The sequence below is a fragment of the Nocardia sp. NPDC050412 genome (assembly GCF_044458825.1).
In the GTDB taxonomy this organism is placed as follows: domain Bacteria; phylum Actinomycetota; class Actinomycetes; order Mycobacteriales; family Mycobacteriaceae; genus Nocardia.
This window is the reverse complement of sequence record NZ_JBITIJ010000011.1, coordinates 224,908-238,869: the sequence shown is the minus strand read 5'-3', so window position 1 is coordinate 238,869 and position 13,962 is coordinate 224,908. Positions and strand designations below refer to the sequence as shown.

Here is a 13,962-nt window from a genome sequence, read left to right as displayed (position 1 = left end):
CCGGCGGTCAGTTGGCGGCAGTTCCTCGGTCGCTGAGTGAGTTTCGCCAGCAGCGGGGCATCGCATCGTGCGCGGTCGAACGATGCTGCGATGCATCAGATGTGGCCCAGGCGGCTGATCCAAGGAAGTCGGGTCTCGGATGGTGCGATCTGTCAGGCGGCATCGGCGGCTGGATCGTGCCGGTCAGTCGGCGGGCTGCAGTCTTCGGGCCGCGGAGTGAATCGCCTAGGAGGGCACCACCCCGCGGACGCCGAATAATGCCGCGATGCACCAGGGGTGGCCATCGTGTCGCCCGCATCGTGCGGCCGCCGGTCAGTTGACGGGACAGTTCCCTCCGCCTTCGGAGTGACTTCGGCCAGCAGGGGGGCTCCACGTCCCGCGCGCCGAGCTATTCGGGTGCACCAGTCACGGCGGCTGATCCGGGGGCGTCGCGCCGTGGCTGGTGCAATCCGTAGGCCGCACGAATCGGCCCGCCGGATGGTGCGATCGGCTAGTTGGCGGGTGGTAGTTCGCGTGGGCCGCGGTGGTTGGGGAGTTCGTTGCGGTGGTGGGCCGAGAGCTCGTCGCGCTGCACGGCTTGGGGCAGGCCATAGCCTTGGGGTGCGGTGGCCGGGGGGAGGGCCGAGTAGCGGGGGTCCTGGGTGTAGTCCGCGTCGACGACGGTGGCCGCGACGCGCTGGGCGTGCCAGGAGTCGGGGGTGCCGGGCAATTGGTAGCCGGGGTGCGGGGGCTGGGTCATGGCCTGGGCGTGTGAGTCCTGGGAGTCCACGGTCACTTTGCGGGTGCGGCGCAGGGTGAAGGTGATTTCCTCGACCTCTTCGAAGGCCTGGCGGGCGGTGCGCAGGGGGTGGGTCGCGGTGTCGATCGCATTGGCGACGAAGGCGGGTACCAGCGGGCGGATGAAGCGGGCCGCGGTATCGGAGAACGGCACGGTGCCGATCAGCGGAAGTTCCAGGCCGCCGCCCTTGGGTGCGGCCGAGGCGGTATGCGGCACCACCGCGCCTGCACCGCCGGTCGGTGCGAGCGCACCCGCACTCACGGTGGCCGGAAGATTGGGGGTCACCTCATGAGACACGGTGCTGTCCTCTCGATCGCCAGCCGTACCGGCTGGAAGTTCACCTCGCCCCGGTTCGGTGACGCCGATTTCCAACCCGCCGATGGCGGCGATGATCCGGGTGCGCTGACGCTCCCGATCGATGGCGGTATCGGCCTCGACGGCCAGTCGGGCGGCGGTCAATAGTTGTTCGGCGCGCAGATTTTCGGCCTCGGTCCGCACCTCGGCGCGTTTCACCGCGATGGCGGCATCGGCGCTGCGTTCGGCGCGATCTTGCACGGTGTGGAAGGCCAGTCTCCGATCGAGTGAGGTCTCACCGCGCCACCACCGCAGGGTCAGCGGCAGCAGCGCGAGCAGTACGAAGGTGCCGATGGTCAGCACCCGGAGCAGAAATGCGCCCGCGCTGCCGGTGGTGTAGTCGTTCATGGCCAGCCAGCGCGCCCCGAGGCCGCGATCGGCTGCGGTGAACGCGGCGGAACCGGCTGTGTCGAGGGCCTTCTGGTCATCGGTGACTCGTTGATCCAGTCCGGCCACCCGGTCCTGCGCCGCGACCAACTGCTTGCGCGCGTCATCGAGCATCGCATTGGCGGTCTGCGATTCGGGGCCGCGACCGGGCACTCCGGTGATCCTGGTCTGCGGGCACTCCGGCGTCGGGTTGTATTCGCAGCGCGCGATCACCAGCGCGTGGTCGATATCGGCCTGCGCCTTGGTAATCGACTGATCCAGTGCGGCGCGATCGGCCTTCGCACGCTCGAGCTCGGTTCGCACGGTGCTCACGGCGGGTGCGGAATCGACCGCACGCTGCGCTTTTTCATCGAGCAGCCGATCTATGGTGCCGCCGAAGAGCACCGTCGAAGCGAGCTCCGCGACCAGTACCCCGGCGAGCATCGCGACCGCGATCCGTCCGACGAGACCGCGACGATCCGGCCCACCGGCGGGGCGTGCGGTCGCCAAGGCGCGGGCCACCGCGCCGGCCAGCAGCGCGATGACCAACGCGACGAACGCGACCGCGAACAGCGGCATGGCATCGGCCGTGGCAAGGGCGACCGTGCCGACGATCCCGGCCACCGCCGCGAACAGCAGTACAACGGTGCCGGTCACGGCATAATCCGCCCGCTCATGCGGGTAATAGAGTTCGGTCCCACCCTGCTCGCGCCCGAGACCCCCGCCGAGCCAGGTGAACAAGCCGGTAATTGTCATGGGATCCCACATCCTCTACATCCCAAGTCAAAGTGGCTGCCCGCTAGCGACTGCTTGCAGGTCGCTCGAAAGAACTCGCCGAAACTGTCACAGATTCGTTGTCACAGCGTGACAGGCGCGACCGCGACACACCGAGCACGGAGCCGGGGATGTGGTCAGGCTCACAGCGTTCGCCAACGCCGCCGGACTTGTGCCCCCGCTCACCCTTAATCTGGCATGAATGACCGGACCTGAACGAGGTGTTGCGAATGCTTTTCCGAGGCTCGGCAAGGGTTTTGGTGTGTGTGGCGGCGACCCTGTTGCTGGCCGCCCCCGATAGCCGTGCGCAAACACTCGACAACGATCCGGCCTTGGACCGCATCGTCGCGTTGGTGACCGAACGCCTGGATACCGCCGACGCCGTCGCCGCGGCCAAATGGGCGACCGCCACGCAGAACGGGGGCGAACCATCCATCGACGATCCGGTCCGCGAAGCGCAGGTCTACGACGCGATGGCGCGCCTCGGCGCCGATCGGGGTCTCCCGGAAAGCTGGATCCACCAGGTGTTCTACGGCCAGATCGAGGCCAACAAAATCGTGCAGCGCGGCCTGGTCACCCGCTGGCGCTTCGATCCGGCCGCGGTCCCGAGCGCGCCGCCCGATCTGGCGTCCGTGCGCCCGGTGATCGACCGGGTGAATGTGGAAATCGTCGACCAACTCGCTCTGCGGCGTGCCGAGCTCACCGGACCGACCTGTACCGAGCGCCTGGTACCGCCCGTTTTCGGAGTGCTCGCCGCCGACCGCGATGCGCTGCATCAGGCGGCGCTGGTCCGCGCCGCCGCCGCGCTATGCGGTTCCTAGATGTATGTGCCGCGAGCCATGTTTTCAGGCACCGCGTGTCGCCCGGTGTAAATGTGTCGTAAACCACTCGAATCAGATTGCTGGAGATGTGCTGAATCCCACATCGAGCAAAAGAGTCCGGACGGTCGGATCGGGTTGTGTGCTTGTCACACCCCTGTCAGAAATCTCTCATCCAGCCCGCTGACCGGTTAGCCACAGCGAATCGGGTTTGCCTCGACTGAAGCAGGGGAAATCCACTTCGATGCAGGTGAGCGCCGGTTCTCTGGGTGCGAGGTGCGCCGTTGTGCGGGTCCTGGGCGCCCGTTCTCGCTGGTTGGCACCCGGTGCCAAGGGGATCGATCGCACTGCGTTCGCTGCTTTACACTGGACGACGCGCACACGTGGAGGACCGATTGAAGAAGCCCAGCTAGACCCGGTTATTAGCACGACCTAAGTTGGTTGGGCCCCGGACCTGACTTATCGTTTGCTCTTACGCCGAACACAACAATGTTCGGCAATAGCGCCCGCTCGGGCTCGGAAATCCGGTGCCCAAGCGTAGCGGGCGCGCACCCGTGCGGAGGTAAGGAACACGTAAGCGTTCCGTTACCGACGAGCACCCCTACGTCATCGCAGCGGGTGGACAACTGGAGACGTGACTGCACGAAGAAGACCATCAGCGCGGCTGGTTTCGCAACGTACAGGCGCAGTCTTGACGGAGGCAATCGACGAAAGGCCCCTTTCCCATAGGCCGATTCATCGAGGCCGACTTTCTTGAAGGCAGAGGCATGACGCAACTTCCTGGCCACAGGTCCCCCGGACCCATCGGGCTCTATGACCCGGCGAACGAGCACGACGCCTGCGGTGTCGCATTCGTCGTCGACATGCACGGCCGCCGCAGCCGCGACATCGTCGACAAGGCTATTACGGCTCTGTTGAACCTGGAGCACCGCGGTGCCGCAGGTGCCGAACCCAATAGTGGTGACGGCGCCGGCATCCTGATCCAGATTCCGGACCGGTTCTTCCGTGCCGTGGTCGATTTCGAGTTGCCGCCGGAGGGTTCCTACGCCACCGGTATCGCCTTCCTGCCGCAGGCCCGCCGCGAGGCGACCAAGGCCGCCTACGGCCTGGAGCGGATCGTCGAATCCGAGGGCCTGGCCGTGCTCGGCTGGCGCGAAGTGCCCACCGATGAGTCCACCCTGGGTGCGCTGGCCCGCGACGCCATGCCGACATTCCGGCAGGTCTTCATCGGCTCGCCGAAGGGTTCGGCCGAACCGCTCTCGGGCATGGATCTGGAACGTCGGGCCTACGTCGTGCGCAAGCGCGTCGAGCACGAACTGGGCAAAGCCGGCGCGGGTGAGGGCGCGGTCGGCAAGGAATCGGTGTACTTCCCGAGCCTGTCCGGTCAGACCTTCGTCTACAAGGGCATGTTCACCACGCCGCAGCTGCGCGCGTTCTACCTGGACCTGCAGGACGGCCGGATGGAGTCCGCGCTCGGCATCGTGCACTCCCGGTTCTCCACCAACACCTTCCCGTCGTGGCCGCTGGCGCATCCGTTCCGCCGGGTCGCGCACAACGGTGAGATCAACACCGTCACCGGTAACGAGAACTGGATGCGCGCCCGCGAGGCGCTACTGCGTTCGGATGTTTTCGGCATCGACGAGGCGGGCAACAACCGCCTGCAGAAGATCTTCCCCGTCTGTACCCCGGGGGCGAGCGATACCGCGCGCTTCGACGAGGTGCTGGAACTGCTGCATCTCGGCGGCCGCAGCTTGCCCCACGCGGTGCTGATGATGATTCCCGAGGCCTGGGAACGCAACGAGAACATGGACCCGCAGCGGCGGGCGTTCTACCGCTACCACTCGATGCTGATGGAGCCGTGGGACGGCCCGGCATCGGTGTGCTTCTCCGACGGCACCGTGGTCGGCGCCGTCCTCGACCGCAACGGCCTGCGCCCCAGCCGCATCTGGGTCACCGATGACGGTCTGGTCGTCATGGCCTCCGAGGTCGGGGTGCTCGACATCGATCCGGCCAAGGTGGTCAAGAAGGTCCGGCTGCAGCCGGGCCGCATGTTCCTGGTCGACACCTCGCAGGGCCGCATCGTCGGCGACGATGAGCTCAAGAGCCAGCTCGCCGGCGAGCACCCCTACCAGGACTGGCTCGACGCCGGTGTCACCAAGCTGGCCGATCTGCCCGATCGTCCGCATGAGCACATGTCCCACGACCGCGTACTGATCCGGCAGCAGATCTTCGGATACACCAATGAAGAGCTGAACCTGCTGATCTCGCCGATGGCCAAGACCGGCGGTGAGGCGCTCGGCTCGATGGGCACCGACACCCCGATCGCGGTGCTGTCCTCGCGCCCTCGACTGCTTTTCGACTACTTCTCCCAGCTCTTCGCGCAGGTGACCAACCCGCCGCTGGACGCGATCCGCGAAGAAGTGGTGACCAGCCTGCGGCGGGCTCTGGGTCCGGAGGCCGATCTGCTGCATCCGGGACCGGAGTCCTGCCACCAGATCACCATCCCGCAGCCGATCCTGGACAACGACGAGCTGGCCAAGCTCATCCACATCAACGACGACGGCTCGCATCCGGAGCTGCGCTCGGTGGTTGTGCACGGTCTATATCCGGTGAAGAAGGGTGGCAAGGGCCTGCGCAAGGCGCTCGAGGCCATCAACACCCAGGTCTCGGCCGCCATCGAGGGCGGCGCGCGGATCATCGTGCTGTCCGACCGCGAGTCCAATGAGAAGCTGGCGCCGATTCCGTCGCTGCTGCTGACCGCGTCGGTGCACCACCACCTGGTGCGCGAGCGCACCCGCACCATGGTCGGCCTGGTCGTCGAGGCCGGTGACGCCCGCGAGGTGCACCACATGGCCATGCTGGTCGGCTTCGGCGCGGCCGCGATCAACCCGTACATGGCCTTCGAGACCATCGAGGACCTGCTCGAGCGCGGCGGGCTCCAGATGCCCGGCAGCACCGGCGATCTGCCCGCCGACTACCGCAAGGCGGTCGCGAACTACAACAAGGCCGCGAGCAAGGGTGTGCTGAAGGTGATGTCCAAGATGGGCATCTCCACCATCGCCTCCTACACCGGAGCGCAGCTGTTCCAGGTCATCGGCCTGTCGCAGGAGTTGGTGGACGAGTACTTCACCGGTCTGCGTTCCCACCTGGACGGCATCGGTCTGGACGAGATTGCCGCCGATGTGGCGGCCCGACACACCGTGGCGTTCCTGGAGAACCGTAACGAGCGCGCGCATCGCGAACTCGAGGTGGGCGGTGAATACCAGTGGCGGCGCGAGGGTGAATACCACCTGTTCAACCCGGACACCGTCTTCAAGCTGCAGCACGCCACCCGCAGCGGTCAGTACTCGATCTTCAAGGAGTACACCAAGCTGGTCGACGATCAGTCCGAGCGGCTGGCCTCGCTGCGCGGTCTGTTCAAGTTCAAGACCGGTGAGCGCAAGCCGATTTCGATCGACGAGGTCGAACCGGCCAGCGCCATCGTCAAGCGTTTCTCCACCGGCGCGATGAGCTACGGCTCCATCTCCTCCGAGGCGCACGAGACTCTCGCGATCGCGATGAACCGCCTCGGCGGTCGCTCGAATTCCGGTGAGGGCGGCGAACATCCGGCCCGCTTCGAGGTCGAGGAGAACGGTGACTGGCGGCGTTCGGCGATCAAGCAGGTCGCCTCAGGTCGCTTCGGTGTCACCGCGCACTACCTGACCAACTGCACCGATATCCAGATCAAGATGGCCCAGGGCGCCAAGCCCGGTGAGGGCGGTCAGCTGCCCGCGCACAAGGTGTACCCGTGGGTGGCCGAGGTACGGCACTCGACGCCGGGCGTCGGCCTGATCTCGCCGCCGCCGCATCACGACATCTACTCGATCGAGGATCTGGCGCAGCTGATCCACGACCTGAAGAACGCGAACCCGCAGGCGCGGATTCACGTGAAACTTGTTGCGGAGCCCGGTGTCGGCACGGTTGCCGCCGGTGTGTCGAAGGCGCATGCGGACGTGGTGCTGATCTCCGGCCATGACGGCGGTACCGGCGCCTCGCCGCTGACCTCGCTCAAGCATGCGGGTGGTCCCTGGGAGCTCGGTCTTGCCGAAACCCAGCAGACGTTGCTGCTCAACGGACTTCGCGATCGCATCGTCGTGCAGGTCGACGGCCAGATGAAGACCGGCCGCGACGTGGTGATCGCCGCACTGCTCGGCGCCGAGGAATTCGGTTTCGCCACCGCGCCTCTAGTCGTTTCGGGCTGCATCATGATGCGGGTCTGTCACCTCGACACCTGCCCCGTCGGTGTCGCGACGCAGAATCCGGTGCTGCGCGAACGCTTCACCGGCAAGCCGGAATTCGTCGAGAACTTCATGCTGTTCATCGCCGAAGAGGTCCGGGAACTGTTGGCGGAGTTGGGCTTCCGCACCCTGGATGAGGCCATCGGCCGGGTCGATATGCTCGACACCGCCCAGGCCAAGGCGCATTGGAAGGCCAGCAAGCTGGATCTGTCGCCGATCCTCGACGATGTCGAGACGGCATTCATGCGCCAGGACCGGTACCGCACCAAGACCCAGGACCACGGTCTGGACCGAGCGTTGGACGTGCAGTTGATCGCGCAGAGCGCCGATGCGCTCGAGCGCGGTCAGGCGGTGAAGTTCGAGACCAAGATCACGAACGTGAACCGCACCGTCGGCACCATGCTCGGCCACGAGGTGACCAAGCTCTACGGTGGCGCGGGCCTGCCCGACGACACCATCGACATCACCTTCACCGGTTCGGCGGGCAACAGCTTCGGCGCGTTCGTGCCCGCGGGCATCACGCTGCGGGTGCAGGGTGACGCGAACGACTATGTGGGCAAGGGTCTTTCCGGTGGCCACATCATCGTGCGGCCGTCGCTGAACGCGCCGGCCGAATTCGTCGCCGAGCAGAACATCATCGCGGGCAACGTGATCCTGTTCGGCGCCACCAGCGGCCAGGCCTTCATCAACGGTGTGGTCGGCGAGCGGTTCGCCGTGCGCAACTCCGGCGCCACCGCGGTGGTCGAGGGCGTCGGTGACCACGGCTGTGAGTACATGACCGGCGGTCGGGTGGTCATCCTCGGTGAGACCGGCCGCAACTTCGGTGCCGGTATGTCCGGCGGTGTCGCCTTCGTCTACAACCCGAACGGCACCTTCGAGGCAAAGCTCAACCCGGAGCAGGCCGACGCGGTCGAGCAGCTCGCCGGTGACGACTTCACCTGGCTGCGCGACATCATCACCCAGCACCGCGATCAGACGGGTTCGGCTGTCGCCGAACGCATCCTGAGCGACTGGTCCCAGCAGGTGAACCACTTCGTGAAGGTTATGCCGCGCGAATACAAGAAGGTTTTGCTCGCGATTTCCGAAGCCGAGAAGAACGGCACGGATGTCGACGAGGCGATTATGGAGGCGGCACGTGGCTGACCAGAAAGTTCTAAAAATGTCGACGAGGCGCTGTGACTATTCGGGGGCGGCACGTGGCTGACCCGCAAGGATTTCTGAAGCACACCAAACGGGAACTGCCGACGCGTCGTCCGGTTCCGCTGCGCCTGATGGACTGGAAAGAGGTCTACGAGCAGGATTTCTCGCACCAGACCCTGCAGACCCAGGCCAGCCGTTGTATGGACTGCGGTATTCCGTTCTGTCACAACGGTTGTCCGCTGGGCAACCTCATCCCGGAGTGGAACGACCTGGTTCACAAGGGCCAGTGGCGTGAGGGCATCGACCGGCTGCACGCGACCAACAACTTCCCGGAGTTCACCGGTCGGCTTTGCCCGGCACCGTGCGAGGCGTCCTGTGTCCTCGGCATCAACCAGGATCCGGTGACGATCAAGCAGGTCGAGGTCGAGCTCATCGAGAACGCCTTCGACGAGGGCTGGGTGACCCCTGTCTACCCGACCCGCCTCACCGGCAAGAAGGTCGCCGTGGTCGGCTCCGGCCCGGCCGGGTTGGCCGCCGCGCAGCAGCTGACCAGGGCCGGTCACACCGTGACCGTCTTCGAGCGCGCCGACCGCATCGGTGGTCTGCTGCGCTACGGCATCCCGGAGTTCAAGATGGAGAAGCGCTTCATCGACCGCCGTCTCGCGCAGATGGAGGCCGAGGGCACCATCTTCAAGACCGGAGTGAACGTCGGTGTCGATATCACCGCCGCGCAGCTGCGCGAGCGGTTCGACGCGATCGTGCTGGCCGGTGGCGCCACCCTGGCGCGTGACCTGCCGATCCCGGGCCGGGATCTGGACGGCATCCACCAGGCGATGGAATTCCTGCCGTGGTCCAACCGGGTACAGCTCGGCGACGATGTCACCGACGAGAACGGCCTGCCGCCGATCCATGCGAAGGACAAGAAGGTCGTCATCATCGGTGGCGGTGACACTGGCGCGGACTGCCTCGGCACCTCGCATCGCCAGGGCGCGGCCAGCATCCACCAGTTCGAGATCATGCCGCGGCCGCCGGAGGAGCGCGCCTCCTCAACCCCGTGGCCGACCTACCCGCTCATGTACCGGGTCTCCTCGGCGCATGAGGAGGGCGGCGAACGCGTGTTCTCGGTCAACACCGAGCGTTTCGTCGGCAAGGACGGCAAGGTCACCGCGCTCGAGGCGCACGAGGTCAAGATGGTCAACGGCCGCTTCGAGAAGGTCGAGGGCACCGACTTCACCCTCGAGGCCGATCTGGTGCTGCTCGCCATGGGCTTCACCGGACCCGAGAAGCCGGGCCTGCTCGAAGGTCTCGGTGTCGGCTACGACCAGCGCGGCAATGTCCAGCGCGATAAGAACTGGGCGACCAATATCCCGGGCGTCTTCGTCGCCGGTGATATGGGCCGCGGCCAGTCGCTGATCGTCTGGGCCATCGCCGAGGGCCGCGCCGCCGCGTCGGCGGTCGACAAGTTCCTCGAAGGCGAGACCGCGCTACCCGCGCCGATCCCGCCGACGGCGGTCGCGCAACGCTAGACCCTCTCTTACCGGAGCGGAAGGGCGCCTGTGGATTTCGGTCCGCAGGCGCCTTTTTTGTGCCGCGCATTCGCCCTTCGCACGTATTCGAACTTGGTGGAACCCACGGAAGGGCGCCGAGCGGAACCGTTTTCGTCGTAAGCGGTGACGGGAATCGGACACGCTCACGGGGTTCGAATGGCGCTGGTTGCGGTGTTGCCTTATTGTGATCAGCGGCGTGGTGCGTGATCTTGGGATGCGGGTCGCTACGTGCATGTCATACCGGTGGGTTGCTCGCGTCGACCCAGATGCACTGGACCGACATCCGCCGAGGTCAGCACGGTTGGTAAACAACTGTCGGAAGCTTGCTCTCGCAAGGGGCGATGTTTTGAACTGGAGCAGTATGCGGTTGAAGAAGGTGACCGCCGCACTCGGTGCGTGCGCGGCTGTAGCATCCGGCGTAGTCCTTGGTAGCGGTTCGGTAACGGCCGATCCGGGCTGCCCGAGCCTCTATGTGGTTGCGATTCCGGGTACTTGGGAGACCGGAAAGGACAAGACGCCACAGCCCGGCATGCTGTCCGGTGTCACGAACAATCTGCCCCGGTCGGTCGACGTCGACTACGTGACCTATGCCGCGACCGCCTTCCCGTGGGAAGGCGATGTCTACGGCGCGTCGAAGAAGGAAGCGACCGATCGCGCCCGTGGCCTGGCCACCGAGATGGCACAGAGCTGTGGCGGCACCAAGATCGCGATCGTCGGCTACAGCCAGGGCGCGGATGCGGCGGGCGACCTCGCCGCCGAAATCGGCACCGGCTTGAGCTCGATTCCGGCGGACCGGATCGCGGGTGTCGGCCTGATCTCCGATCCGCGTCGCTCGCCCACCGACATCCAGGTCGGACCGGTCGCGCCGGGCGCGGGCGCCGGTGGCGCTCGGGTCGGCGGCTTCGGCTGGCTCAGCGATCGCACCCGCACCATCTGCGCGCTCGACGATCTCTACTGCGCCACCGCCCCCGACGATTTCGTGACCCGGTTCGCCGGCTTCCTCGCGCAGACCTCCGAGGCGAATCCGGCCAACCTCTGGCGCTACCAGCTCGAGGCGGGCACGATCATGAACGACCTGATGAACCTCGGCGGCATCCCGACGCTGCAGTCGCAGCTCACCGAATCCGCCAACCAGCAGCGGGCGAAGGATCTGGAGCGCTTCTACGACTCGCACGCGCATACGCTCTACGGCAGCTACCCGGTGGGTGGCGGGCAGAACGCTATCTCCTGGATGCACAACTGGATCGCGGGCATGGCCTGATCCCAGGGCGGTAGTTCCCAAGGCAAAAGCGAAGGCCACCCTTCCGGTCTGGAGGGGTGGCCTTCGCTTTGTCCAACGGTTCTGGGCAGACTAGCCAGCCGAACCGGTCGGCGGCAGGATCGGCGGCTGGCCGGGCTGCCAGGGACCGTTGTTTTGATCGCCGGGGCCATGGCGCCAATCGCCGGGGCCGCGATCGTCATGGTCGCCGCGCGGTCCGTCCCAGTCACCATGGTGGTGGCGGTCGATATCGGCGCCTTGCAACGGAATCTGATCCGATGCCGCCTGAACCGTCGGCACGGACGAATCGGCCGTGGCCGCGGATGCGGTGACCGCGAGCGCGCTGAGCGGAACCGCGGCCAGCGCGCCTGCGATCGCAATTCGAGCGAAGCTCCGCCTGAAGGAGGTCGATGTCTTGGAGAGCAAAACGGATTCCTTTCCTCGGACTGTGAGTCGCTGGTTGTTCCGAGCGACCTGTCAGTAGTCGCTGCGGCGGCTCACCGGACCAATACAAGGCTCCGTCACTGGGATTGGGGTGGGATCTGTCTGGCAGTCGGCTGTGAAGCCGAAGTCTGTGAATAGCCGTCAGGATTGCTGTGAGATGTTGCGTGGCAACAGATCCCAGACATGGCCGTTCTCGTTGATGGTGGCCGCGGTGCGGCGTCCGCTGCGGGAGAACAGGATTCGGGTGATCGAGCAGTAGTCGATCGGGAAGGTCAGCGGTCTGGCCAGGCCGAGCACATCCTGCAGGATCACATTGATCACCCCGCCGTGCGCAAAGACGAGCACCGTATCCGCGGGATCGGTGTGCGCGGCGATCGAGGTGATGGCCTCGCGCACCCGCGTGATGAAGGCGGGCCCGTCGATCTGCTCGGGCAGATGCCCGGACTTGATCCGCTCGTAGACGGCCGCGAATTCGACCTTGGCATCCTCGATCGGAATGTAGGCGGGCAGGTCGCGATCGTATTCGGCCAGATCGTCGACCACATCCACCGCTAGCCCCAGCTTCGCCGCCGTCGGCTCGGCCGTCTCCCGCGCCCGCCGCTGCGGGCTGCTCACGATCCGGCTGATCCGATGCTGACTCAATGCCGCTGGCACTCGTTCGGCCTGCTCTAGGCCGACCGGCGCCAACCCGGGATCGGCCGGTCCACCGGAGCCTTGCACCCGCAATGGCTGAGCATGACGAACGAATATCAACTGCACCTCGCCCACTCTGCCGTACGATCGGCGTTCATTCGTACTAGGGGGAGTAAGCGACGTATGGGTGCCATACTCGAAGTCATGACCGTCGAACCGTTTCCGCAGTGGCTGCGCCCGCCGCCGGGCGGTTTTGTCGCCGAGGACCTGGACCGCCTGCCCGACCTGCCTCCGCATACCGAGTTGATCGACGGGAGTCTTGTCTTCGCGAGCCCGCAGGCGAAGTTTCATGTGCTGGTCATCACCATGCTCGATATCGCCTTGCATCGTCTGGTGCCCAGTCACTTGCGTATTCGGCGCGAATGACGGTGACGTTGGGGCGTAACCAACGCCCGGAGCCAGACATCGTTGTGGTTCACGCAGACCGTGACGGAGGCTTAGAGCTCACGACATATCAGGCTGACGATGTTGTTCTCGCCGTGGAAGTTGTCTCGCCTGAATCACGCAGCCGCGATCGGGAACGCAAGCCGCAGTTGTACGCCCAGGCGGGCATTACACACTTCTGGCGCGTTGAGAATGTCGACGGGCGACCGGTCGTTTATGTGTACGAGCTCGACCCGGCCACTAAGGTGTACGCGCTCACCGGCATTCATCATGAGCAACTGAAGCTCAGTGTGCCGTTCGATATCGATATTGATCTGACCGACATCGAACGGCTGTAGCTTCGCCCAGCCTTTTCACCCGCGTGGAGTCGCGGTGCACTCCGGTGGGAGTTCGAAGAAGCTCACGAACTTCGCAACGGCCGCGCTGTCACCGCTGATCTCGGTCTCGCCCGATGCCAAGCTGTCTGCCAGCGGCCGGCCGTGGATGGCGACGGCGATGAAGGCCGCGACGGTGGTGTGGATGGTGGTGGCGCCGGTGCCGGAGGCGCCGCGGCTGATGGTGATGGTGCCGTCGGACACCACGGCGTGGAATTCGTCTGTGCCGGAATCGGATCCGGTGAAGTAGAGGTCGTAGTCGGCGTGCACACCCGCCGCCTGCTCGGGCTGGAAGAAGGTGCGCAGGGTCACCATCAGCGAATCGGTCGACATATCGGAGCAGCTGTAGCTGTTGGGGGTGCGAGCGCCCCAGCGGTTGAGTGCGACGATCACATCGTCGAGTTCGCGACCCCAGTCGGTGAGGTCGTAGACGGCGGCGGCGACCGGTGGCGGGAGCTTGCGTTTGTGTACGACGCCGATCTGGACGAGTTCCTCGAGGCGCTGGGAGAGCACATTGGGACTGATGCCGGGCAGTCCGGCGCGCAGATCGGTGAAGCGTTTGGGGCCCAGGAGTAGTTCGCGCACCACCAGCAGGGTCCAGCGCTCGCCGACGAGGTCGAGCGCGCGGGCGGCACCGCAGGCGTCGTGGTAGCTGCGCTTAGCGCGCTGCTCCGGGGCAATAGTCATGTGCTACAGCATATCAGTCGATTCTTCAACTGAATTAATTAGTTGTCTTTTAGGACTAACCATTGCTA

At 65.7% G+C, this 13,962-nt stretch carries 10 protein-coding genes; 6 read left to right on the top strand and 4 right to left on the bottom strand.

The annotated features are described in order from the left end of the window. Nucleotides 1–490 precede the first annotated feature (490 nt). A complete protein-coding gene (locus tag ACIBI6_RS29080; RefSeq protein WP_364350897.1) occupies nucleotides 491–2,254 on the bottom strand; it encodes a DUF4407 domain-containing protein in 1,764 nt (587 codons plus the stop codon). Nucleotides 2,255–2,502: 248 nt separating this feature from the next. On the opposite strand from ACIBI6_RS29080, the gene aroQ reads away from it, so the two are divergent. From aroQ to ACIBI6_RS29060, 4 genes are all read left to right on the top strand, one after another. Next, the gene (aroQ, locus tag ACIBI6_RS29075; RefSeq protein ID WP_364350900.1) at nucleotides 2,503–3,093 is read left to right on the top strand and encodes a gamma subclass chorismate mutase AroQ; all 591 of its coding nucleotides are present in this window, start codon (nucleotides 2,503–2,505) and stop codon (nucleotides 3,091–3,093) included. 764 nt (nucleotides 3,094–3,857) lie between these two features. After that, a complete protein-coding gene (gene gltB / locus ACIBI6_RS29070; protein ID WP_364350903.1) occupies nucleotides 3,858–8,510 on the top strand; it encodes a glutamate synthase large subunit in 4,653 nt (1,550 codons plus the stop codon). 53 nt (nucleotides 8,511–8,563) lie between these two features. Beyond that, the gene (locus ACIBI6_RS29065) at nucleotides 8,564–10,033 is read left to right on the top strand and encodes a glutamate synthase subunit beta (RefSeq protein ID WP_364350906.1); all 1,470 of its coding nucleotides are present in this window, start codon (nucleotides 8,564–8,566) and stop codon (nucleotides 10,031–10,033) included. Nucleotides 10,034–10,415: 382 nt separating this feature from the next. Then, nucleotides 10,416–11,315, top strand: coding sequence for a cutinase family protein (locus tag ACIBI6_RS29060; RefSeq protein ID WP_364350909.1), 900 nt, complete (start codon nucleotides 10,416–10,418; stop codon nucleotides 11,313–11,315). Between the two features lie 90 nt (nucleotides 11,316–11,405). On the opposite strand, the gene ACIBI6_RS29055 is transcribed toward ACIBI6_RS29060, so the two are convergent. Both ACIBI6_RS29055 and ACIBI6_RS29050 read right to left on the bottom strand, forming a co-directional pair. Next, nucleotides 11,406–11,738, bottom strand: a complete 333-nt coding sequence (locus ACIBI6_RS29055) for a hypothetical protein (RefSeq protein WP_364350912.1) — start codon at nucleotides 11,736–11,738, stop codon at nucleotides 11,406–11,408. A 159-nt stretch (nucleotides 11,739–11,897) separates the two neighbouring features. Next, on the bottom strand, nucleotides 11,898–12,515 hold the full coding sequence (locus ACIBI6_RS29050) for a histidine phosphatase family protein (RefSeq protein ID WP_364350915.1): 618 nt from the start codon (nucleotides 12,513–12,515) through the stop codon (nucleotides 11,898–11,900). Between the two features lie 78 nt (nucleotides 12,516–12,593). Here ACIBI6_RS29050 and ACIBI6_RS29045 point away from each other — a divergent pair, with 78 nt between their 5' ends. Beyond that, on the top strand, nucleotides 12,594–12,815 hold the full coding sequence (locus ACIBI6_RS29045; RefSeq protein WP_396958462.1) for a hypothetical protein: 222 nt from the start codon (nucleotides 12,594–12,596) through the stop codon (nucleotides 12,813–12,815). Then, on the top strand, nucleotides 12,812–13,171 hold the full coding sequence (locus ACIBI6_RS29040; protein ID WP_396958460.1) for a Uma2 family endonuclease: 360 nt from the start codon (nucleotides 12,812–12,814) through the stop codon (nucleotides 13,169–13,171). Before ACIBI6_RS29045 ends, ACIBI6_RS29040 begins: the two co-directional genes overlap by 4 nt. 15 nt (nucleotides 13,172–13,186) lie before the next feature. Here the strand turns inward: ACIBI6_RS29040 and ACIBI6_RS29035 are convergent, their stop codons facing one another. Then, nucleotides 13,187–13,894, bottom strand: a complete 708-nt coding sequence (locus ACIBI6_RS29035; RefSeq protein WP_364350922.1) for a helix-turn-helix domain-containing protein — start codon at nucleotides 13,892–13,894, stop codon at nucleotides 13,187–13,189. Nucleotides 13,895–13,962 lie beyond the last annotated feature (68 nt).

Excerpts from the sequence above, each read along its gene's own strand:
- gltB (WP_364350903.1), top strand. The coding sequence starts at position 3,858 with ATGACGCAACTTCCTGGCCACAGGTCCCCCGGACCCATCGGGCTCTAT.
- ACIBI6_RS29035 (WP_364350922.1), bottom strand. The coding sequence starts at position 13,894 with ATGACTATTGCCCCGGAGCAGCGCGCTAAGCGCAGCTACCACGACGCC.
- aroQ (WP_364350900.1), top strand. The coding sequence starts at position 2,503 with ATGCTTTTCCGAGGCTCGGCAAGGGTTTTGGTGTGTGTGGCGGCGACC.
- ACIBI6_RS29040 (WP_396958460.1), top strand. The coding sequence starts at position 12,812 with ATGACGGTGACGTTGGGGCGTAACCAACGCCCGGAGCCAGACATCGTT.
- ACIBI6_RS29080 (WP_364350897.1), bottom strand. The coding sequence starts at position 2,254 with ATGACAATTACCGGCTTGTTCACCTGGCTCGGCGGGGGTCTCGGGCGC.
- ACIBI6_RS29060 (WP_364350909.1), top strand. The coding sequence starts at position 10,416 with ATGCGGTTGAAGAAGGTGACCGCCGCACTCGGTGCGTGCGCGGCTGTA.
- ACIBI6_RS29045 (WP_396958462.1), top strand. The coding sequence starts at position 12,594 with ATGACCGTCGAACCGTTTCCGCAGTGGCTGCGCCCGCCGCCGGGCGGT.